The sequence below is a fragment of the Microbacterium sp. 8M genome (assembly GCF_902506375.1).
Taxonomy (GTDB): Bacteria; Actinomycetota; Actinomycetes; order Actinomycetales; family Microbacteriaceae; genus Microbacterium.
On record NZ_LR733284.1, the window covers coordinates 1,317,590 to 1,338,796 of the forward strand.

The 21,207-nt window shown below is 71.5% G+C and carries 19 protein-coding genes; 6 read left to right on the plus strand and 13 right to left on the minus strand.

The genetic code is table 11. The annotated features are described in order from the left end of the window. The first annotated feature begins 25 nt into the window (after positions 1-25). Entirely contained in the window at positions 26-1,003 is a 978-nt protein-coding gene (gene nrdF / locus AERO9AM_RS06245) for a class 1b ribonucleoside-diphosphate reductase subunit beta (RefSeq protein ID WP_159575366.1), read from the plus strand. Between the two features lie 77 nt (positions 1,004-1,080). On the opposite strand, the gene AERO9AM_RS06250 is transcribed toward nrdF, so the two are convergent. Further along, positions 1,081-1,689: a flavodoxin family protein gene (locus AERO9AM_RS06250; protein ID WP_159575367.1), complete on the minus strand. Its 609-nt coding sequence runs from the start codon at positions 1,687-1,689 to the stop codon at positions 1,081-1,083. 185 nt (positions 1,690-1,874) lie between these two features. On the opposite strand from AERO9AM_RS06250, the gene AERO9AM_RS06255 reads away from it, so the two are divergent. Further along, a complete protein-coding gene (locus AERO9AM_RS06255) occupies positions 1,875-2,081 on the plus strand; it encodes a DUF6458 family protein (RefSeq protein WP_236602686.1) in 207 nt (68 codons plus the stop codon). Between the two features lie 66 nt (positions 2,082-2,147). Here the strand turns inward: AERO9AM_RS06255 and pgi are convergent, their stop codons facing one another. From pgi to AERO9AM_RS06270, 3 genes are all read right to left on the minus strand, one after another. Then, positions 2,148-3,845 (minus strand): glucose-6-phosphate isomerase, encoded by a 1,698-nt coding sequence (gene pgi / locus AERO9AM_RS06260; protein ID WP_159575369.1) that lies wholly within the window; start codon positions 3,843-3,845, stop codon positions 2,148-2,150. 100 nt (positions 3,846-3,945) lie between these two features. Next, the gene (locus AERO9AM_RS06265) at positions 3,946-4,326 is read right to left on the minus strand and encodes a VOC family protein (protein WP_159575370.1); all 381 of its coding nucleotides are present in this window, start codon (positions 4,324-4,326) and stop codon (positions 3,946-3,948) included. Between the two features lie 124 nt (positions 4,327-4,450). Next, positions 4,451-6,022: an amino acid permease gene (locus tag AERO9AM_RS06270; protein ID WP_159575371.1), complete on the minus strand. Its 1,572-nt coding sequence runs from the start codon at positions 6,020-6,022 to the stop codon at positions 4,451-4,453. A gap of 370 nt (positions 6,023-6,392) precedes the next feature. Between AERO9AM_RS06270 and AERO9AM_RS06275 the strand changes: the two genes are divergently transcribed. From AERO9AM_RS06275 to AERO9AM_RS06285, 3 genes are read left to right on the plus strand one after another with little or no spacing between them, the layout of a single operon-like run. Beyond that, positions 6,393-7,322: an aldo/keto reductase gene (locus AERO9AM_RS06275; protein WP_159575372.1), complete on the plus strand. Its 930-nt coding sequence runs from the start codon at positions 6,393-6,395 to the stop codon at positions 7,320-7,322. Positions 7,323-7,365: 43 nt separating this feature from the next. Further along, complete coding sequence (locus tag AERO9AM_RS06280) at positions 7,366-7,737, plus strand: PLD nuclease N-terminal domain-containing protein (RefSeq protein ID WP_159575373.1); 372 nt, start codon at positions 7,366-7,368, stop codon at positions 7,735-7,737. Beyond that, positions 7,734-8,723 (plus strand): epimerase, encoded by a 990-nt coding sequence (locus AERO9AM_RS06285; protein ID WP_159575374.1) that lies wholly within the window; start codon positions 7,734-7,736, stop codon positions 8,721-8,723. Before AERO9AM_RS06280 ends, AERO9AM_RS06285 begins: the two co-directional genes overlap by 4 nt. Before the next feature lie 27 nt (positions 8,724-8,750). Here the strand turns inward: AERO9AM_RS06285 and AERO9AM_RS06290 are convergent, their stop codons facing one another. The 3 genes from AERO9AM_RS06290 to AERO9AM_RS06300 all read right to left on the minus strand — a co-directional run bounded on the left by AERO9AM_RS06290 (position 8,751) and on the right by AERO9AM_RS06300 (position 11,831). After that, a complete protein-coding gene (locus tag AERO9AM_RS06290) occupies positions 8,751-9,728 on the minus strand; it encodes an epimerase (protein ID WP_159575375.1) in 978 nt (325 codons plus the stop codon). Between the two features lie 148 nt (positions 9,729-9,876). Further along, positions 9,877-10,791: an NYN domain-containing protein gene (locus AERO9AM_RS06295; RefSeq protein WP_159575376.1), complete on the minus strand. Its 915-nt coding sequence runs from the start codon at positions 10,789-10,791 to the stop codon at positions 9,877-9,879. A 20-nt stretch (positions 10,792-10,811) separates the two neighbouring features. Continuing rightward, entirely contained in the window at positions 10,812-11,831 is a 1,020-nt protein-coding gene (locus AERO9AM_RS06300) for a Gfo/Idh/MocA family protein (protein ID WP_159575377.1), read from the minus strand. Between the two features lie 79 nt (positions 11,832-11,910). Between AERO9AM_RS06300 and AERO9AM_RS06305 the strand changes: the two genes are divergently transcribed. Continuing rightward, the gene (locus tag AERO9AM_RS06305) at positions 11,911-12,768 is read left to right on the plus strand and encodes a sulfurtransferase (protein WP_159575378.1); all 858 of its coding nucleotides are present in this window, start codon (positions 11,911-11,913) and stop codon (positions 12,766-12,768) included. A 373-nt stretch (positions 12,769-13,141) separates the two neighbouring features. On the opposite strand, the gene AERO9AM_RS06310 is transcribed toward AERO9AM_RS06305, so the two are convergent. The 6 genes from AERO9AM_RS06310 to AERO9AM_RS06335 form a co-directional block, all read right to left on the minus strand. Continuing rightward, positions 13,142-15,607: a CHAT domain-containing protein gene (locus tag AERO9AM_RS06310; protein WP_236602510.1), complete on the minus strand. Its 2,466-nt coding sequence runs from the start codon at positions 15,605-15,607 to the stop codon at positions 13,142-13,144. Between the two features lie 77 nt (positions 15,608-15,684). Beyond that, the gene (locus tag AERO9AM_RS06315) at positions 15,685-17,508 is read right to left on the minus strand and encodes a S8 family peptidase (RefSeq protein WP_159575379.1); all 1,824 of its coding nucleotides are present in this window, start codon (positions 17,506-17,508) and stop codon (positions 15,685-15,687) included. Between the two features lie 45 nt (positions 17,509-17,553). Then, positions 17,554-18,024: a hypothetical protein gene (locus AERO9AM_RS06320; RefSeq protein WP_159575380.1), complete on the minus strand. Its 471-nt coding sequence runs from the start codon at positions 18,022-18,024 to the stop codon at positions 17,554-17,556. After that, positions 18,014-18,652: an RNA polymerase sigma factor gene (locus AERO9AM_RS06325; protein ID WP_159575381.1), complete on the minus strand. Its 639-nt coding sequence runs from the start codon at positions 18,650-18,652 to the stop codon at positions 18,014-18,016. Before AERO9AM_RS06325 ends, AERO9AM_RS06320 begins: the two co-directional genes overlap by 11 nt. A 113-nt stretch (positions 18,653-18,765) precedes the next feature. Continuing rightward, positions 18,766-20,289: a Mur ligase family protein gene (locus tag AERO9AM_RS06330; protein WP_159575382.1), complete on the minus strand. Its 1,524-nt coding sequence runs from the start codon at positions 20,287-20,289 to the stop codon at positions 18,766-18,768. A gap of 66 nt (positions 20,290-20,355) precedes the next feature. Further along, positions 20,356-21,174: a shikimate 5-dehydrogenase gene (locus tag AERO9AM_RS06335; protein WP_268892341.1), complete on the minus strand. Its 819-nt coding sequence runs from the start codon at positions 21,172-21,174 to the stop codon at positions 20,356-20,358. Between the last annotated feature and the right edge of the window lie 33 nt (positions 21,175-21,207).

Below are 21,207 nucleotides of genomic sequence, written 5' to 3' on the forward strand. Positions count from 1 at the left end.
ATCAGGGATTCTCAGAAGGAAAGAAATGACCCCCGAACCGCTCAAGCTGGTCGACCGCGTGCAGGCGATCAACTGGAACCGCATCCAGGACGACAAGGACCTCGAGGTCTGGAACCGTCTGGTGAACAACTTCTGGCTGCCCGAGAAGGTGCCGCTGTCCAACGACATCCAGTCGTGGAACACGCTCACCCCCGAGGAGCAGACGCTCACCATGCGGGTGTTCACCGGACTCACCCTCCTCGACACGATCCAGGGCACCGTCGGCGCCGTGTCGCTCATCCCCGACGCGATCACGCCGCACGAGGAGGCCGTCTACACGAACATCGCGTTCATGGAGTCGGTGCACGCGAAGAGCTACTCGTCGATCTTCTCGACGCTGTGCTCGACGAAGGAGATCGACGAGGCGTTCCGCTGGTCCGTGGAGAACCCGAACCTTCAGAAGAAGGCTCAGATCGTCATGGACTACTACCGCGGGGACGAGCCGCTCAAGCGCAAGGTCGCCTCGACCCTGCTGGAGAGCTTCCTGTTCTACTCGGGGTTCTACCTGCCGATGCACTGGTCGTCGCGGGCGAAGCTCACCAACACCGCCGACCTCATCCGCCTCATCATCCGCGACGAGGCCGTGCACGGGTACTACATCGGTTACAAGTACCAGCGGGGCCTCGAGACGCTCGACCAGGCCAAGAAGGACGAGCTGAAGGACTACACGTTCTCGCTGCTGTACGAGCTCTATGACAACGAGGTGCAGTACACGCAGGATCTGTACGACGAGGTCGGCCTCACCGAGGACGTCAAGCGCTTCCTTCACTACAACGCGAACAAGGCGCTGATGAACCTCGGCTACGAGGCGATGTTCCCGTCCGCCGTGACGAACGTGAACCCGGCGATCCTGTCGGCGCTCTCGCCCAACGCGGACGAGAACCACGACTTCTTCTCGGGATCCGGATCCTCGTACGTCATCGGCAAGGCCGAGGCCACCGAGGACGAGGACTGGGACTTCTGAGCCGCAACCGATGAGAGGGGCCCGGATCCGCGATCGCGCGGATCCGGGCCCCTCTTGGTCTCGCCGGGAGTTCGTGCTCAGGCCGGGTACCCCGTGCGGTGGAGCAGTGCCGCCAGATGAGCGGCGTTCTGCGCCGCTGTCGCCGTGGCTGCGGCGACTTTCGGCGGCACCTGGCCGAGGTCCTTGTAGTCCGTCTTCTGCATGGCCTCGCCGTTCCAGTACACGGATCCCTGCGCGGGGACGGTGAAGCCGACGTCGTTCAGCGCCTGGAAGAGGATGGCGGCGATGTGGTGGGCGCCGTCCTCGTTGCCGACCACCACGGCGAGGGCGACCCGATCGAAGAGGCTGGGCCGGCCGAGCTCGTCGGTCTCCCCGAGCTCGGCGTCGAGGCGTTCCAGCACGCGCTGGGCGACGCTGGACGGCTGACCGAGCCACGTGGGCGTGGCGAGCACGAGGATGTCCGCATCGAGGATGCGCTGACGGATGCCGGGCCACGCGTCGCCCTCGCCCATGTCTGCCTGCACACCCGGGCGGATGTCATGATCGACGGCGCGGAGCTCGTCGACCGCGACGCCGTGCCCCGCGAGCGCGTCCAGGACCTGTCTGCCCAGCACCTCGGTGCTGGAGGCCTCGGGCGCGGGCTTGAGCGTGCAGTTGATCAGCAGTGCGGTGAGTTGTGCGTCCATGGACCGCACGCTAAGCACGAGCGCGCGGCGAGCGCAGGGGATTGCATCCGGCGGACCGAGGGGGTATCGACCGGTGCCCACGAAGCAGGCGCGCCCGCCTCGTGTCAAGCCCCCTGCTCGGCGAGACCATCGCGCCTAGCGTGAGAACTCACGGCACCCGGCCGCGGAATGGAGGCGTGAACGTCATGGGTATGGGAGTAGGAGTCGTCCTCTTCGTCATCGGCGCGATCCTCGAATTCGCACTCAACCTCCAGGTCGACTGGATCGATCTGCACCTCGTCGGCTACATCCTGATGATCGCGGGCGCGGTCGTCTTCCTGATCAGCCTGATCCTGCTGCTCGTGCGCCGCGGTCGCCGTACCGACACGGTGCGCGACGATGAGCTGCTCTGACCAGCTGACAGACTCCGAGACCTGACGGGCGCCTTCTCACGGGCGCCCGTCAGCGGGCTCACGTCGTCAGTCGCGAGCCCCGTTCCCGCCGCGCTCTTCGTGGTAGTACGCCAGAAGGGCCCGGGTGGAGGGATCCTGCGCGGCGATGGCATCCTGATCGCCCTCGATGGCGGGCGCGATCTGCAGGGCGAGCTGCTTGCCCAGCTCGACGCCCCACTGGTCGAAGGAGTTGATGCCCCAGATCGTGCCCTGCGTGAACGTGATGTGCTCGTACAGCGCGATCAGCTGACCCAGCACGGCGGGGGTCAGCGCGGGGGCGAAGATCGACGTGGTGGGCCGGTTGCCGGCGAACGTGCGCGCGGCGACGAGGGCGCCGGTGGTGCCCTCCGCCTCGACCTCCTCCGCGGTCTTGCCGAAGGCGAGCGCCTTGGTCTGCGCCAGGAAGTTCGCCAGGAACAGCGCGTGCACGTCGCGGCCGTCGTCCGTGAGCGGATATGCGGGATTGACGAACGCGATGAAGTCGGCCGGGATCAGCCGGGTTCCCTGGTGGATGAGCTGGTAGAATGCGTGCTGTCCGTTGGTGCCCGGCTCGCCCCAGAACACCTCGCCGGTGTCGGTCGTCACGGGGGAGCCGTCCCAGCGCACGGACTTGCCGTTGGACTCCATCGTGAGCTGCTGCAGGTACGCCGGGAACCGGCTGAGCTGCTGCGCGTACGGAAGCACCGCATGCGACTGCGCACCGAAGAAGTTGACGTACCAGACGTTGAGCAGCCCCATCAGGATCGGCACGTTGCGCTCCAGGGGGGTGGTGCGCACGTGCTCGTCGACCGCGTGGAAACCCGCCAGCAGCTCGCGGAACACGGCCGGGCCGAGGGCGATCGCGAGCGACAGTCCGATCGCGCTGTCGACCGAGTAGCGCCCGCCGACCCAGTCCCAGAAACCGAACGCGTTCGCCGGGTCGATGCCGAAGGCCGCGACCCGGTCCAGCGCCGTCGAGACGGCGACGAAGTGGTGCGCGACGGCGGCGGTGCGCGCCTCGTCGGTGGATACGTCGACGCCGGCGGCGCCGAGTCGCTCCCACAGCCAGTCGCGTGCCAGGCGCGCGTTGGTCAGCGTCTCGAGCGTGGTGAACGTCTTCGAGGCGACGATGAAGAGGGTGGTCTCGGGATCCAGATCCGCGGTCTTCTGCGCCAGATCGGTCGGGTCGATGTTGGAGACGAACCGGGCCTGGATGCCGGCGTCCGCATAAGGCTTGAGCGCCTCGTAGACCATGACCGGGCCGAGGTCGGATCCGCCGATGCCGATGTTGACGACGTGCGTGACCTTCTTTCCGCTCACGCCGAGCCAGTCGCCCGAGCGCACCCGGTCGGCGAAGGCGCTCAGCGCGTCGAGCACCTCGTGCACGTCGTGATCCACGTCCTGCCCGTCGACGACGAGCGCCGGCGCTGCGCCGACGGGACGGCGCAGCGCGGTGTGCAGCACCGCGCGGTCCTCCGTCGTGTTGATGTGCTCTCCGGAGAGCATCGCGGCGAAGCGCTCCGTGACGCCGGTCTGCTCGGCGAGACGCACGAGGGCCTCGCGGACCTCGGGGGTCACCAGGTTCTTCGACAGGTCGACGTGCAGGTCGGCCAGCTCGAACGTCAGGCTCTCGACGCGTGCCGGGTCGGCGGCGAACCAGCCGCGCAGATCGGGGGAGAACGACTCCCGCAGCGCGGCGAGGTCGGTCCAGGCGGAGGTCGCAGTGGGGTCGATCGGGGAGGTCATGCCCCCACGCTAGCGCGCCGTGGACCCCCTGTGCAGTTGATGACCGACGGCGCGAGAATCGGTGGGCGGAGCGGGGTGTCGCCTCGTCCGCCCAGCCGTCTCAGGCCTGCCCGCTGCGATCCGGCAGCTGCTGCAGCGTCCAGCGGTTGCCGTCGGGGTCCGCGAACGTGACGAAGCGCCCCCAGGCCAGGTCCTGCACGCCGTCGGCCTCCACGCCCAGGCCCCGCAGGTGCGCGAGCGCCTCGTCGGCGTCCGGCACCACGACCTGGATCGTGTTCTGCCTTCCCGGCTCCAGGTCGATGCCGAGATTGGTGCCGAATGCGATCGAGCAGGCGGATCCGGGAGGCGTCATCTGCACGAAGCGCAGCCCCTCATACGGCGTCTGATCGTGATCGGCGTGGAAGCCGATCCGCTCGTAGAACTCCTTCGAACGGTCGACGTCCGTGACCGGCACGAAGATGAGCTCGATCTTCCAGTCCATGCTGCACGCTCCTTCGAGTGGGGGAGTCCCACCTGGACCCTCCGTCGTGACCGACGCTACGCCGGGCCACCGACATCGCGGGTCCGGGTGCGCGGCTGCGACGCACCCGGGGACGCAGACGCGCTCAGTCCTCGTCGCGCAGCGCCTCCGTCGCCTGGCGGTGCGGCAGCACCGGGTGCATCCCGGTGTAGCCCTCGCGCTGCCGGGCGGCGGCGAGGATGCCGCCCCGCGCGGCGAACCAGCCCACGATGAGCGCGGGCACGATCACCACCAGGGAGAGCAGAACCCACCGGCCGGTCTCGGTGAAGCCCATGGTCACGAGCACGAACAGCAGGAACGCGAGCGTCAGATATCCGGTGTAGGGCGCCCCGAACATGCGGAAGGACGGCCGGTCGAGGAGGCCCTTCTTCGCGAGCGAGTGCAGCTTCAGCTGGCACAGGATGATGGTGGCCCAGCCGCCGATGATCCCGAGCGCGGAGACCTCGAGCACGATCTCGAACGCCTGCGACGGCACGACGGCGTTGAGGACCACGCCCGCGAGGGTGATGACCGACGTGAGCAGGATGCCGCCGTAGGGGACTCCGTTGCGGCTCATGCGGGCGGTGAAGCGCGGCGCGGATCCGTTCACCGACATCGAGCGCAGGATGCGCCCGGTCGAGTACAGGCCGGCGTTGAGGCTGGAGAGCGCGGCGGTGAGCACCACGAAGTTCATCACCGAGCCCGCCACGGCTCCGGTCTGCGCGCCGCCGAGGTGGGAGAAGAAGGTGACGAACGGGGATTCGCCGGCCTTGTAGGTGCTGAACGGGAGCAGCAGCGACAGCAGCAGGATGGATCCCACGTAGAAGATCGCGATGCGGACGACCACGGTGTTGATGGCGCGCGGCATCACCTTGGCGGGCTCCGCGGTCTCTCCGGCGGCCGTGCCGACGAGCTCGATCGACGCGTAGGCGAACACGACTCCGGAGATCGCGATCAACGGGGCGAACAGGCCCATCGGCAGGAGTCCGCCGTTCTCAGCGATGACCGAGAAGCCCGTCGGGCCCACGTCGGTGGATCCCTGCATGATGAGGATGACCGATCCGATGATCAGGAAGGCGACGAGCGCCGCGACCTTGATCATGGCGAACCAGAACTCCATCTCGCCGAAGAGTTTGACGCTGACGAGGTTGAGGGAGAGGACGACGACGAGGGCGATGAGCGCGATGGCCCATTGCGGGACGGCCTGCAGCGGCGGCCAGTACTGGGCCCAGAACTTGACGTAGAGGGCGGCGGCGGTGACGTCGACGATGGAGGTCATGGCCCAGTTGAGGAAGTAGAGCCAGCCGCTGACGAAGGCCATCTTCTCGCCGTAGAACTCGCGGGCGTAGGAGACGAAGGATCCGGAGGAGGGGCGGTGCAGGACGAGTTCGCCGAGGGCGCGGAGGATGAGGAAGGCGAAGAATCCGCAGACGGCGTAGACGAGGATGAGGGCGGGGCCGCTGGAGGCGAGGCGTCCGCCAGCGCCCATGAACAGTCCGGTGCCGATGGCGCCGCCGATCGCGATCATCTGGATCTGGCGGGGTTTGAGGGCCTTGTGGTAGCCGGCGTCCTCGCTGGAGAAGTCCTCGACGGCCATGGTGCGGTCGCCGGTCAGCTCCCGCTCGTTCTCGAGGGCGTCCTCCGGATCGAGAGCCGGGCCGGGGGTGTGATCGCTCATTGCGATGCCTTTCGTCGTGGCCGCCCCGGGACGACAGCCGTTCACCGATGCAACCGAGATCATCCCCCCGACGCAGTGCGCAGGGCAACGAACGAACCGGCGCGGCGCCGTTTCGGCCGCACCGATGCCAGGGCGATAACGCGCCATGACCCGAACCAGCCTCGTCGGCGACAGGCCCCGCGGCTGCACAGATCTCCGGATACCCGGGCAAAGGCGGCCAGCTCGCGGATACGCTGGTGAGCCGGACGAACGCATACGCGGATCCAGCCATGGAGGCCCACCGCGCGTTCGCGACGCGAGCGGCCGAGCAGACCGCGGCGGACACGGTACCGAGCACGGCGCAGGGGACTGCGCAGAAGGAGAGCAGATCATGAAGCAGGTGCGATTCGGATCCGGATCCGCCCCCGCCGTCGTCGCCGGGATGATGCGCATCGACGGCCGCTCCGACGCGGAGATCCGCGAGCTGTACGACACCGCGCGCGCCAGCGGCATCGACTTCTTCGACCACGCCGACATCTACGGCGGTGCGATGCACGTCTGCGAGGACCGCTTCGGCGCCGCCCTCGGGCTCTCCGCCGCGGAGCGCGATGAGATCACGCTGCAGACCAAGTGCGGGATCGTCCCTTCGCAGGGCATGTTCGACTTCTCGTACGAGCACATCATGCGCCAGGTCGAGGGATCCCTGAAGGCGCTGCGCACCGATCGGATCGACGTGCTGCTGCTGCATCGCCCCGACGCGCTGGTCGAGCCGGAGGAGGTCGCGCGGGCGTTCGACGAACTGCACGCCTCGGGCAAGGTGCGTTCCTTCGGCGTCTCCAACCACACCCCGGGTCAGATCGATCTGCTCAAGACCGCGGTGACCCAGCCGATCGTGGCGAACCAGCTGCAGCTGTCGATCACGCACGCCCCGATCATCGCGCAGCCGATCGCCGCCAACATGGCGGGTCTTGACCAGAGCGTCGTCCGCGACGGCGGCGGGATCGTCGAGTACTGCCGGATCGCGGGCATCACGATCCAGGCATGGTCGCCCTATCAGGCGGGGTTCTTCACGGGCGTCTTCCTGGACAACCCGGCCTACCCCGAGCTCAACGAGGCGATCGAGCGGATCGCGGCGACGCACGGCGTCACGCCCATCGGCGTCGCGACCGCATGGATCACCCGCCATCCTGCGGGGATGCAGGTGGTGCTCGGCACGACCACCCCGTCGCGCGTGCAGGAGGCCGCCGCGGGCGCCGACGTCGAGCTCAGCCGTGCGGAGTGGTACGAGCTGTTCCGGGCTGCCGGCCACACCCTGCCGTAGCGGGGCGGACCCGGGATCCGCTGCGGTCTGGCAGGCTGTCGTCATGGGCGTGGTGTTCTCGATCCTCCTGCTGGCACTGATGATCGGCGCGCTCATCGACATCATCACGCGCCGTGACGACCAGGTGAAGCACCTGCCGAAGGTCTTCTGGATCATCCTGGTGATCCTCCTGCCGCTCGCCGGATCCCTGATCTGGTTCCTCGTCGGGCGGGAGTACGACGGGGAGGGGATCCGCCTGCCGCAGCGGCGTGAGCGCCGTCCGTCGTCACCGCCGCCGCCGGAACCTTCACAACCCGTGGACACGCGCAGCACCGAGCAGCAGATCGCCGATCTCGACCGCGAGATCGAGGAGTGGCGGCTGCGCGCCGAGATCGAGAAGCGCAAGAAGCAGCAGGGCGAGGAGGGCGCGGGATGAACGGCACGAGCCCGCGCCGCGCGGTGATCGGCGGCGGCAGCGGGTACCTCGGAACCGCGCTGCGCGATGCGCTGCGGGTCGATGGCTTCGACGTCCGCACGATCGGACGCGGCCCCGACGCCGACGCGCGCTGGGGCGATGACGCCGGCATCCTGCGGCTCGTCGACGGCGCGGAGCTGGTGATCGGGCTCGCCGGGCGCCGCATCGACTGCCGTTACACCGACCGCAACCGCGAGGAGATCCTGCGGTCGCGGGTGCGCACGACGGCCGCGCTGCACAGGGCGATCACCGCGGCCGCGCGTCCGCCGGCCGTGTGGATGAACGGCAGCTCCGCCACCGCCTACCGCTACTCGCTGGACACGCCGCGCACGGAGGCGGATCCCGTCGACGAGAAGGGGTTCTCACCGGACGTCACCCGGGAGTGGGAGGCCGCACTCTTCGCGGGCGAGACCCCGGGCACGCGCCGGATCGCCCTGCGCACCTCTCTCGTGTTCGGCCGCGGCGCCCCGGTGATGAACCTGCTGCTGCGCCTGGCGAGGCTCGGGCTGGGCGGCCCGCAGTACGACGGTTGGTGGTTCCCGCATCGGCGCTATCGGGGGATCGGCGCCCACCCCACCGAGCCGGACCGGCCCGACTACGAGCGCTCCCGGGGTCGGCAGCGGCTGAGCTGGATGCACGAGCAGGATTTCGTGCAGGCGGTGCGGTTCCTGCGCGACCACGACGAGATCGCGGGCCCGGTGAACATGGCGTCGCCGCACGCCGTGACGAACATCGCGCTCATGCGCACCCTGCGCCGCGCCGTGCACGCGCCGTTCGGGCTGCCCTCGCCGCGTTTCGTGCTGGAGCCGGGGATGGCGGTGCTGCGCACGGAGTCGGAGCTCGTGCTGAAGAGCCGGTGGGTGCTGCCGCAGGTGCTCGAGGACGCCGGGTATGTGTTCCGGTTCCCGGAGCTGGACGGTGCGGTGCGGGCGATCGTGAGGCGCTGAGACCCCGGCTCGCCCGCACCGACGGTGTCAGGAGCTGGCCGAGAACGACGTCTCCACGGCTTCGGGCAGAGCCGGGTGACGGAACACGTAGCCCGCGTCGAGCAGCTTCTCCGGGACGACCCAGCGGCTCTTCAGGATCAGCTCGGTCTCCGTGCGGAGCGCGATGGCGCCGAGCTCCAGCATCCAGCGCGCTGCGGGCAGCCCGAACGGCACGCCGACCGCGTGCCGGATCGTCGCCATGAGCGTGCGGTTGTCGCTCCCCTCGGGGGCGACGGCGTTGACCGGCCCATCCAGCCCCGGATGGTGCTCCAGGAAGGCGATGATCCCGGCGACGTCGTCGAGGTGCACCCAGCTGAACCGCTGTCTCCCGCCGCGCGTGCGGAACTCATGCGCGGTGCCGGCGGCGCGCCGCGCACGGGTGATCGGCCACCGCCCGTCGTGCTGCGTTCCGCCGAGCCCGCAGCGGGCGAGCGTGCGCAGGGTGGCCAGCACTCCGCCGTCGCCGAGCACGATCGCTGTGCGAAGAGCCACGCGCCGGGTGCGCGGGAGCTCGCCGGCGAACAGCTCCCGCTCCCAGGCCCGCGCCACCTCGACGGAGAAGCCGGTGCCCGGCTCGCCGCCGGACTCGGTCTGCGGACGGTCGTCCGCATGCCGGTAGATCGTGGCGGTCGAGGAATTGACCCAGAGCCGTGGCGGGGCGGCGGCGCGCCCGATCGCGGTGCGCAGCACGGCCGTTGTCTCGACCCGGGAACGGAGGATCTCGGCCCGGTTCGCCGGCGTGTAGCGGCAGTTCACGCTCTTGCCCGCCAGGCCCACGATGAGGTCCGCTCCGTCGACGGCGGCGTCGATGCCCTGTTGGTCGTCCCAGGTCAGATCCGCGCCGCGGCGCGAGATGGTGACCACTTCACGACCCTCGGCGCGCCAGCGCCGCTGCAGGTCCTGCCCGATGAAGCCGGTGGACCCGCCCAGCACGACTCGCCCGCAAGCGACGCCTTCCCTGTCCATGCCCCGACACTATCGAACATGTTCAAAAAATGGGAATCGGAGTTCTCCCAAGAGTTCAGGTCGCGAAATCTGCGCTTCCGGGCACGGTGGAAGAGCAGATTTCGCGACCTGAATGCGAGAGAGGCTCGATCAGAGCCGGATCCTGCCGTCAGCTCTCGATGAGGCGCACCAGGCGCTCGTGGCCCGACTCCTCGAGCTCGGCGATGTCGGCGCGGGACTTGAGGAACGCGTTGAACGACCGGTAGCCGAGGGCTTTCTCGCTGAACGACGGATCCATCCGGCGCATCTGGGTCTTCACGGCCGAGCTGTGCAGCCACTCGTCGCCGTCGCTCTTGTCGTGACCGAGGCGCAGCGCACGCACGAGCGTCGCCGTCGCCTGGTCCTGGTCGCTGGTGGTGGGCTCGTCCTTGTCGGCGGCCGCCCGGGACTGCTTGCGGGCGCCCTGCGCCTGCTTGGCGGCGGGCTTCTTCGGGGCCGCGGCGGCGGGCGCGGCGACGCGCTCCACGCCGGGGAGCGAGTCGTACGCCTCGAACTCGTCGCAGGCCGCCGCCAGCGACTTCGCGGTGGAGCCGGCGACGCCGACGCCGACCACATAGCGACCGAGGCGCTTGCAGCGCTGTGCGAGCGGCACGTAGTCGCTGTCGCCGGCGACGATCACCACGTGCGTCAGATCGGGGAGGCGGAACATGTCCTCCACGGCGTCCACAGCGAGACGGATGTCGGCGCCGTTCTTGGCGTACGCCGCGGCGGGGAACAGCTGCACCAGGTCCACCGCCCTGGCCACGAGCTGGGACCGGTACTCGGCGTTCACCGGGGACGACCAGTCGGCGTACGCGCGCGTCAGCACGAGGGTGCCGAACGACGAGGCGTAGTCGATGATCGCGCCCACGTCGATCGTCGCGGAGCGCAGCCGCTCCGCCACCTCGGCATCGCCCGGGTTCTCCTGGATCCGCTGCCTGTCCTTGCTGTAGGCGTTGCGCCCGTGCACGCGGTCGTACCAGGAGATGACGATGTTGTCGAAGTCGAGATAGACGGCGACGCGGGTGTCCTGCGGTTCGGCCATGGGTTCTCCTCCGGAGTCGGTCAGGCGGTCTCGCCCGGATACCGGACGCCGATCTGCGCGCGGATGTCGTCGAGCAGGCCCATGATCGCGACCGATTCCGCCACGGGCAGGAGATCACTGTCCAGCGTCCCGTCCGCGACGTACCGTTCGGCAGCGAGGGCCTGGTACTGCATGCCACGGCCGCCCCCGCGTCCGTGCGCGGTCGTGCGACCGTCGAACTCCTCCAGGACGGTGCCGTCGGCGGCAACGACGCGGAAGGTCGTGGGGGAGTACCAGACCCGGTCGATCTCGATGCGCGCGAGCGTGCCGAGGACGACGGCGGTGTTGGGACCCGCCGCGCGCGACGACGACAGCGTCGTGGAGATCGCGCCGCCCGAGTGCGTCATGATCGTGGCGACCTCGGCGTCGGCGCCGGTTTCGACGAGGCGGCTCGTGGCCTGCACGGTGAGGGGTGCGCCGAGCAGGTCGTGCACGAACGAGATCGGATAGATCCCGAGGTCGAGCAGCGCGCCGCCGCCGAGCTCGAGCGCGTTCAGGCGGTGGGCCGGGTCGATCGGGAGGGCCTGGGTGTGGTCGGCCGACACGGCGCGGATCTCGCCCAGCGTGCCGTCCGCGATGATCTCCCGGATCCGGGCCATGTGCGGCAGGTAGCGCGTCCACATCGCCTCCATGACCAGCAGGCCCTTCTCGCGGCCCAGGTCCGCGAGGTCCTGCGCCTCGGCGCGGTTCAGCGTGAAGGCCTTCTCGACGAGCACGTGCTTGCCGTGCTCGAGCGCGAGACGGGCTGCGGCGTGATGCATGGGATGCGGAGTCGCGACGTAGACGATGTCGACATCGGGATCCGCCACCAGGGCCTCGTAGGACCCGTGCGCGTGCGGGATGTCGAAGCGGGCCGCGAACGCGTCGGCGGACTCCTGCGAACGGGAGCCGACGGCGACGAGGTCGCGCCCTGCCGTGTGCAGGTCGGCGGCGAAGGCGGCGGCGATGCCGCCCGTGGCGAGGATGCCCCAGCTCAGCGCTGGTGGAGTGTGCCCGGTCATGCCTCCAGCGTAGGCGCATCCGATGTGCCGAGGACCCCGGCGCGATGCCCGCGGCGCAGGTGGTTGGCATGATGGGGCCATGGCCGATCTCATCACCGCCGACGAACTGCTCTCCCTCCTCGCTGAGGGGCCGCAGCCGCGGATCCTGGACGTGCGCTACCGGCTCGGACACACGGACGGGCACGAGAAGTACCTCGCCGGGCATCTGCCAGGCGCCGTGTTCGCCGACCTGGAGGCGGAGCTCGCCGCGCACGGAGGGCCCGCGGACGGACGCCATCCGCTCCCCTCCGACGAGGATCTCGAGCGGGCCGCGCGCCGCTGGGGGATCCGCGACGGGCAGACGGTCGTCGTGTACGACGACTCGCGTTCGCTGCCCGCGTCGCGCGCCTGGTGGGCCCTGCGCCGCGCGGGGGTCGCCGATGTGCGGGTGCTCGACGGCGGTCTGGGCGCATGGCGGGCGGCCGGGGGAGCGGTCGAGGAGGGCGAGGTCGTGCCGGCGCCGAGCGACGTCGTGCTCGGACGACCGGGCGCGGCGGACGTGCTGGACGCGGATGGCGTGGCGGCGTGGACCGGGGTGCTGCTGGACGCCCGTGCCCCCGAGCGGTTCCGCGGGGAGACCGAGCCGATCGATCCGGTCGCCGGCCACATCCCCGGCGCCCGCAACCTGCCGATCACCGAGGTGCTCACGGAGGACGCGCGCTTCCGCAGCCCGTCCGAGATCGAGGCGGCGTTCGAGGCCGTCGGCGCCGGCGAGGAGGTGCCGATCGCGGCGTACTGCGGATCGGGCGTGACCGCGGCCCAGCTCGCGCTCGCCGGGGCCCTCATCGGGCGCGAGGTGACGGTGTACCCCGGATCCTGGAGTGCGTGGTCGAACACCCCAGGACGTCCCGTCGAGGTCGGAGCGGTGCCCGCCGAGGAGGATCCGCTGGAGAGCTGACCGCGCCCCGCGCTCGCTGAGCTCGACCCGCGCTCGCTGGGCTCGACACGCGGCGCTGATCGCGATGCGCGAGAACAGGCGGACGCGCGAGGACAGGCGGATCCTGGTCGCGATCGCCTGATCCGGCGTGTTCGCCTGATTCCGCGCGTCGCGTTCCGCGCGCCGCGGACCGCGGCCGCGCGCGGGGGATCCGCACGCGCGTGGAGAGGGGTGCCGCCGGTCCCCTCGGCGGCACCCCCGTTTCGGATCGCTGTGCGTCAACCCGACTGCGCACATCCCCACACCCACGGTGCCCCAGCGGCCGGCCTGCGCCGACCGCACCATGTCGATCCGCAGAACAAGAGCAGGCGTCCTCCGCCGTGATACATCGGATTCAGAACCCGCGGCCGTGCGTCTGGAACGACGAGACCACCCCGGTCCGCTCGGAGGCCAGGGCGAGCGCGTGCGCCGGCGGCAGGCCGGCCTCGAGTCCGGAATGGAGCGCGCCGAGCAGCTCGCACGCATCGTCGTCGGCGACGATCACCGGCGTCGCGATCACGGTGCCGGTGCCGGCGTGCAGCCACACGCGCGTCATCCCGATCGCCTCCCACCCCCACCGCACCGACGAGCGGCCGACCTCGCACGCGGACAGCACCACGGTGTCCGGCACGGGCGTCACGCGATCCACGTCGTAGCCGAACAGCGCGCCGTCGGCGAGCTCCAGACCGGAGAACATCGGGTTGCCGTCGGCGTGACGGCCATGCGCCGCGATGTGCAGCACGCTCAACTGCGCGGTCAGCGCGGTCACGGCATCGACGGTGGCGTCGTCACCCTGGAGGATCCGCGCTCCCGGCCACGCGGACGCGCCCCGCGCGGCCTCTTCCGCGCCGCGCGGCACGCGCGGACCGACGGCGAACCCGGCACCCCGGAACGGTGCGGCATCGCGCGGCTCCCGCCACTGCGTCGCGGAGTCGGCGAGGGTGAACACCCGTCCGCGCATCGCGGGGAGCATGCCCCAGGGGACGCCGTTGAGGATCGCAGCCGTGGCGAGCGCCAGACGACGGTCCCCGACGATCGGCAGGACGGGCGCGAGCAGCGCGTCGGAGAGGGCCGTGAGCCGCTCGTCGAGGGCGCGCCGAACGACGTCTCCCATGGGGCCGCCGCGCACGGTCGCCGACACGTCCAGGTCGGCGCGCAGGCCCGCCATCGCGCGACGCGCGGGCCAGCGGGGGATGTCCACCACCCGCGCCTCGTCGGCGGTGACGGCGACCGCGACGAGGCCCTCCCGCTGGTACGCGTAGGCGACGAATGCCGTCCCCGGATCCAGCTCCGCCTGCAGTTCGGCGAGCGTGATGCGCCGTCTGCCGCCGGCGCGCCCGATCGACGCCCACTCGCGCTGACGCACCTGGGCGCTCAGCGCGGCGGCGCGGGGCTCGGTGAGCCAGTCGCCGGAGACCGCCTCGGAGCGCAGCATCCGCAGCTCGGCGAGATCGGCGGCGAGACCCGGATCCGGGGGCGGGCGCAGCGGCACGGTCTGCTGGCTGAGGTGGCGGGCGCGCTCCGACCAGTCGAACACGACCTCGGGGCGGCCCGACCGCACCGCAGCGCCGAGGCCCGCGTACAGCAGGCCGGCGCCGTGCATCACGAGTGCGGTGGCGAGGTCGAGGCTGCCGAACGAGGCCTGCCATCCCGCGAGCTCGTCGAGTCCGGCGGCGGCGATCCGCCGTGCGCGTGCGTCGTCACCGGCCGCTGCCGCCCGCGCCGCGCGCACCTCCTGCGCGAGCAGTCGCACCTGCAGCGGCGCGTCGCGCGGCACCCGGATCGCGGACCGCGCCGGCGGCACCTCCATACCCGTCTGCGCGTGGTGGCGCTGCCACGTCAGCCGCAGCGACGCCGCCTCGGCGCGCATCCGGTGCGCCCGCAGCTGCGCCTCGACCTGATCCACGGCGCCGTCGGCCGGCGCGCGCACGGAGGTCGCGCGGCCATCGGCCTCCACAGTCAGCAGCGCGCGCAGCCGCACCGCCTCGGCGCGCACGGCCCACGACTCGCTGCCGACCGCGCGAAACCGCCGCGCCGCCGCCGTTGCGATCGGCGCCGCGCGCTCGGGGGAGTGGCTCAGCAGCGACCGCGCGAGCTGGAACTCCGCCTCGGCGCGCGCCTGCCGCATCCGATGTGCGCCGAACACCCGGATCACCCGCTCCAGGGTGTGCTCCGCGTCACGGGTGAGGCCGGCGTCCCGCAGCACCTCGGCACGGTCGCGGTCGCAGATCGCGGCATTCACCGCCGACGCCGTGCTGAGCACCGCGCGGGCCTCGCCCATCCCCTCCAGGGCGGGGACGAGGTCACCGGCGAGCAGCGCCGCGTAACCGCGGTTGTGCACCGCCATGGCACGGGAGACCTCGTCGCCGGTCGCCGCGTAGTCCGGCACCGCGCGGTCGAGGTCGGCGATCGCGGCAGCGAGCCGGCCGGCCTGCATGTGCACGACGCTGCGGTTGAGCAGCATCGGACCGCGGTGCTCCACCTCCTCGCCGATGCCGGCGATCCCGCGGTCGAGCAGCACGAGCGCCTTCGCGAGGTCTCCCCGCTCGAGCGCGACCAGACCGAGCTGCCCGCAGAGCATCGCGGCGGTCGCCGTCGACAGCCCCGGCCGCGCGAGCGCCTCCACGCAGATCGCCTCGGCGGACGCTCGGTCGCCCTGACGGATGGTGATCGCCGCGAGGGATCCGGCGATCCGGGCGCGGAGGTTCGGATCCTCCGTGCGGGCCCGCGCGCGCAGCAGCTCGCGCCGGGCGGCGGCGTTGCGCCCGGCGTTCAGCTGCGCACGGCCGCGCCGGTAGAGCTCCTCCGCCGTCAGCGTCACCCTCACAGCATGGCGCGTGCACGCTCGCTGCGGGAGTGGTTTCTGCGCCTGCTGCTATGGGTGTTCTGCGCGTGCTGCTACGAGTGCGGCGCCGTGCGCGACCGGTCGTCCTGGGCGCAGCGGTCGAGCACCTTCTGCACGGCGTGGGCGATCGACGACGCGGGGCGAGCGGTCGGCGCGGCGGAGCCCAGTTCGTGCGCGATCCTCCCGGCGACGATCGGGGCGGCGAAGGATGTGCCGCTCCATACGGCGAACCCCCCGGCGAAGTCGTCCAGGTCGAGCGTCTCGCGCCGCCGATGCTCGAGGTCGTGGCGCATCCCGGCCTGCGAGCCGCCGTCGAACGCGACCGGCACCGTGGACAGCACGGAGACCCCGACCGCGTACGTGCGCACCCACGGCCCGATGTTCGAGAACAGCGCGACGGAGCGCCCGGAGGGGTTCAGCGCGCCGACGGAGACGTGCGGCGCCAGGTCCTGCTCGTCCGCGGGGTCGATGCCGGACTCCGCCCCCCACGCGAACAGCGCGGCGGGCGAGGACGGCCGATCCGTCGCGTCGTTGCCGGCCGAGCACACCACGACGCACCCTGCGGCGCGCACCCGTCGCAGCAGGCCGTACAGCTCGCTCAGCGTCTCCTCGGCGCCGGGGGACTCGTGGAAGAACCCGAAGGACAGGCTCATCACGTCGAGATGCAGCGCGCCGTGCTCGAGCAGCTCCACGACGCGTCCGAGCGCACCGAGCAGGTCGTTCTCGAGGATCGTCCCGGTGCCGTCGGAGACGCGGATCGGCAGGATCTGCGCCTCCGGACACGCCTGGAGGATGAGTCCTGCGATGAAGGTGCCATGCCCCGCGACCGGATCCAGATGGCCGTCCAGCGGGTCGCTCAGCGACAGGTGCGATTCAGGGTCCGTCGCCGGATCGACGAGCCCGAGCGGCTCGCCGCTGAGGCTCGTCCGCTCGATCAGCACCGGATCGGCGGGGTCGTCGCCGAACCAGGGGTGCACCCCGCAGCCGGTGTCGAGCACGGCCACCACCGGCCGGCGCGCGCCTGATGGCAGCGGCGTGCGCTCGGGCGCAGGACCGGTCCAGGCGACCGGTGTCCGTCCGCCGAGGCCGGGGTACGCGTAGCTCGCGAGACCCGCGGGGTTGCCGGTGAAGGGGTTGCCGGTGAAGGGGTTCCCGGTGAAGGGGTTCCCGGTGAACGGGTTCCCGGTGAAGGGATTTCCGGTGAACGGGTTGCCCGTGAAGGGATTGCCGGTGAACGGGTGGATCCCGAGCACGTGGTTCAGCGCGACGCCCTGGATGCCGTCGTCGCGCGCGGCAACGAGCAGTCGCCAGGCGTCCGGCGCGTGCAGCGGGCGCCCGTCGCGCGCCGCACCTGCGGACACCGAGATGCGCAGGCGCGTCGAATCCGCGACACCGGAGCGACCGCGGTCCGAGGAGGGCCTGGACGTGGGCTCGCGGCTCCCCGCATCGCGGTCCGCCGCACCGCGCGCTCCTGCGTCACGCCCTCCCGCGCCGCGCTCCGTCCGGCGGACGCCCCTCGCGTCCTCCCCGGCGGCCGCCACGTCGTCCGGGGCCGGCCCGGTGTCGTCCCGGGTGGGCACCGCGTCTTCCAGCCGCTCCGGCGCGACATCCCAGCCGAGCATGCCGGCGAGCTCGGCGAGGCGCTCATCGCCGCGCCTGCCCGTGTGGTCCACCTCGAAGAACTCCGGGCGCACCAGCAGCACGTCCGGCTCGTAGACGGTCGTATGCGCGCGCGGCCCTCGCGCCGGCTGCAGGGTCATGTCCAGCACCGCCGCTCGCACCCGCGCGGCGCGCTCCCGCTCGCGCCAGCCGGGGCGAGCGCGGTGCTCCGGCCCGCTCCCGCCGTCATCGCGATCGTCATCGCCGTCCTGTGCCATCTGCGCCTCCTGCTCGATCCGTCGTCCGGCACCTCATGTCCTGCATCACACCTCGAACTGCGGGGTGCGGAACTCGCTCGGCGCGCCGTCCGCGCCTCGGATGATCAGCCGCAGCGCCGACAGCCCCGCCGGCACCCCGTCGAACGCGAACCGCCCCAGCCCCGAGACCTCCGCGTTCCAGGTCCGGTCGCCCTGCGCGAGACGGATCGCCAGGGCGTCGCCGTCCACCCAGCCGTCCACACGGCGCAGGTCCGCGTCGGTCGCGGTGACGTGCAGCACCACCCCGGTGCGCCCGTCGCTGAACTGCAGGGTCGCGGTATCGGCCTCGCCGCGCACGGCGGCCAGCCCCTCCTGCTCCACGAGCGTCAGCAGGGCGTACTCGCGGCCGAGGTCCTCCACCGCGACGGCGGCGACCATGCGGTCCGCCAGTCCCGCGGGCATCTCGTCCTCCGCCTCCCACATCGCACGCAGTCGCGCGAACAGCGCCGCGTCGGCGGCGGTCTCGTCAACGGTCATGGTCCTCCTCCTCCCATCCGTCCTTCTGCAGCAGCGCGCGGAGCTTGCCCAGGCACCGCTGCCGGGTCGGTCCGATCGAACCGACCGGCATCGCCAGATCCTGTGCGATCCGTGCGTAGTCCGGCCGCTCGTCGAACGCCACCACACGCAGGAGTCTCTGGCAACGCGGGTTCAGCGCCCCGACCGCCAGCCACAGCGCCCCGGCCTGCGAACCGCGCTGCGCCTGGTGCTCCGCCGACTCCCCGCGCGGCAGCAGCGGCTCGAGGTCGTCGGCCTCGGTGGGATCCGCCCTGCGCTGCAGGCGCCCCACGCGCCACGCCTCGCGCCGGGTGCACAGCGTCAGCCAGCCCGACACCGCGAGGGGCTCCTCGATCGCCGCGTTCCGCCGCACGAGGGCCAGCCACGTCGACTGCACCACGTCCTCGGCGAGCGCACGGTCCAGCCCGTACGCCCGGGCCACGTGCCACAGCACCGGTGTCATCAGGCGCACCAGCTCGTCCATCGCGCGCGGCTCGCCGTCGCGCCAGCGCACGAAGAGCTCGGCTGCGCGCTCCCAGCGCGGCCGTTCCGCCCCGGGGGCGTCGTCGCGCTCCTCGGGCGGCTGTGTGCGGTCATCCGTGGCCGTCATGGCGCCCATTGTCTCCACACGGGGCAGGAGAGCGATAGTGGCTCCCTGATACATGTTCCGTCCACGGATCCCGGATCCGGTGCCGATCCGGATCCGGTGCCCGCCGACGACGGTCAGAGAGCTTCGATGACCTCGCGCAGCACGTCGGGGTCGTACCACGGGATCTCGCCGTCGGCGAGGGCGTGATAGCGCTCGTGGCCCTTGCCGAGGACCACGACGGTGTCCTCCGGACGCGCCATGCGCACCGCCGCCGCCATCGCCTCGCGACGGTCGGCGATCTCGACGATCTCGACGACGCTGGATCGGGCGCCGTCGATGAGCGAGGCGCGGATCTCGGCGGGATCGTCGTCGTAGGGGTTGTCGTCGGTGATGACGAGCACGTCGGCGAACATGGCCGCGAAACGGCCCATCATCCGGCGCTTGGCCGCGTCGCGGTGCCCGTTCGCGCCGAGGACGGCGATGAGGCGGCCCTCGGGCGTGGTCGTGCGGATGGCGCGCAGGGCGGCGTTGATCGCCTCGGGCTTGTGCGCGGAGTCGACGATCGCCGTGAACGGCTGACCGAAGTCGAACCGCTGCAGGCGGCCCTCGACGCTGGGCAGCGCCGCGATCCCCGGCGCGAGGTCGGCGAGGTCGCGGCCGGTCTCCACGAGGGCGGCGACGGCGGCGAGGATGTTGTTCACGTTGAAGGCGCCGGTCAGCTGCGTTGAGAAGCGCACGCGCTCCCCGCGGGGGGAGCGCACCGTGAACTCGGATCCGTGCGCGCGCAGCTCGACGTCCTCGGCACGCCAGTCGGCGGACTCGGATCCGCTCGCCGACGTGGTGAGCACCGGCACGGTGGCCTGCGCGGCGAGCACGCGCCCCCAGTGCGAGTCGATGTCGACGATGCCGACCTTCGCGTGCTCCGGGGTCAGCAGCAGCGCCTTGGCCGCGAAGTAGTCCGCCTGCGTGGGGTGGTAGTCGCGGTGGTCGTGCCCGAGGTTCAGGAAGATGCCCGCGTCGAACGCGAAGCCGTCCACGCGCCCCAGCGTGAGCGCGTGGCTGGACGCCTCGACGGCGACCGTGCTGAGCTTCTGCTCCCGCATCACGGCGAACAGCGCCTGCAGCTCGGGCGCCTCGGGTGTGGTCAGCACCGGCGGGAAGAAGTCGTCGCCGACCGTCGTGCCGATGGATCCGATCGTGCCGGACTGCGACATGCCCGCGGCGGCAGCGACGTAGAACGCGGTGGTCGTCTTGCCCTGCGTGCCCGTGATGCCGATCGACGTCATCGACGCCACGGGATCCCGGTAGAGGAACGCCGACGCCGGCCCGGCGGCGCGGCGCGGGTCCGCGACCACGAGCGCAGGGACGCCGTCGGGCACGAGCGCGGCCCCCGTGGCGTCGGTGAGCACCGCTGCCGCACCGGCCTCGACCGCCTTCGCGGCGAACCGGGCGCCGTGGGCGTTCGCGCCGGGGATCCCGAGGAACAGGTCGCCCGCGCGCACGTGGTCGGTGGACAGCGCCACCCCGGTGAACGCCGCGTCCGCGCGCTCCGGGGCGGGGGCGCCGAGGTGCGCAGCGAGGTCGCCGAGCGTGGCGCGGAACGTCTCGACGGGGCGGGAATCCAGGCGCGGAGCGGGGTAGTTCGACACGGAGGGCATGACCGTCCGAGTCTACCGGGCCCTTCGTCTCGCCTTCGGCTCGCTCAGGGACCGAGCGCGCTCCGGTCACTGCGCGCGCATGAACTCCTCGGCGGCCCTGACCTGCGCGTCGCTGGGGCGGATGCCGGTGTAGAGCACGAACTGCTCGAGCGCCTGCAGGGTCGCGACCTCGGCACCCGTGATCACGGTCCTGCCGGCCGCCCGTCCGGCGCGCACGAGCGGGGTCTCGGCGGGGAGCGCCACGACGTCGAACACGACGGACGCGGCCTCGATCGCGGCCTCGGGGAACGACAGCGCCTCAGCCTCGGCGCCGCCCGCCATGCCGATCGGGGTGACGTTGACGAGGATGTCCGCGGTGCGGTCGCCCAGGTCGGCGGCCCAGTCGAAGCCGTAGAGGCCGGCGAGGGCGCGCCCCGCCTCCTCGTTGCGCGCCACGATCGTGACGTGCGAGAAGCCCGCGTCGCGGAAGGCGGCCGCGGTGGCCTTCGCCATCCCGCCGGATCCGCGCAGCAGCACGGAGGATGCCGGATCCAGGGCGTTGCGCTCGATGAGCTGCGCGATCGCCGAGTAGTCGGTGTTGTAGGCCGTGAGCACGCCGTCGTCGTTCACGATCGTGTTGACGGAGTCGATCGCGGTGGCGGACGGATCCATCCGGTCCACCAGTGCGATCACGTCCTCCTTGTACGGCATGGAGATGGCGCAGCCGCGGATGCCGAGGCCGCGCACGCCCGCGATCGCCTGGGCGAGGTCGGTCGGCGCGAAGGCCTTGTAGATCCAGTTCAGACCCAGCGCCTCGTAGAGGTGGTTGTGGAACCGCGTCCCGTTGTTGCTGGGGCGCGCGGACAGCGAGATGCACAGGGTCATGTCTTTGTTCAGGATCGGCACGGACCCAGGGTACTCGCGGGGGATCCCGGCGCT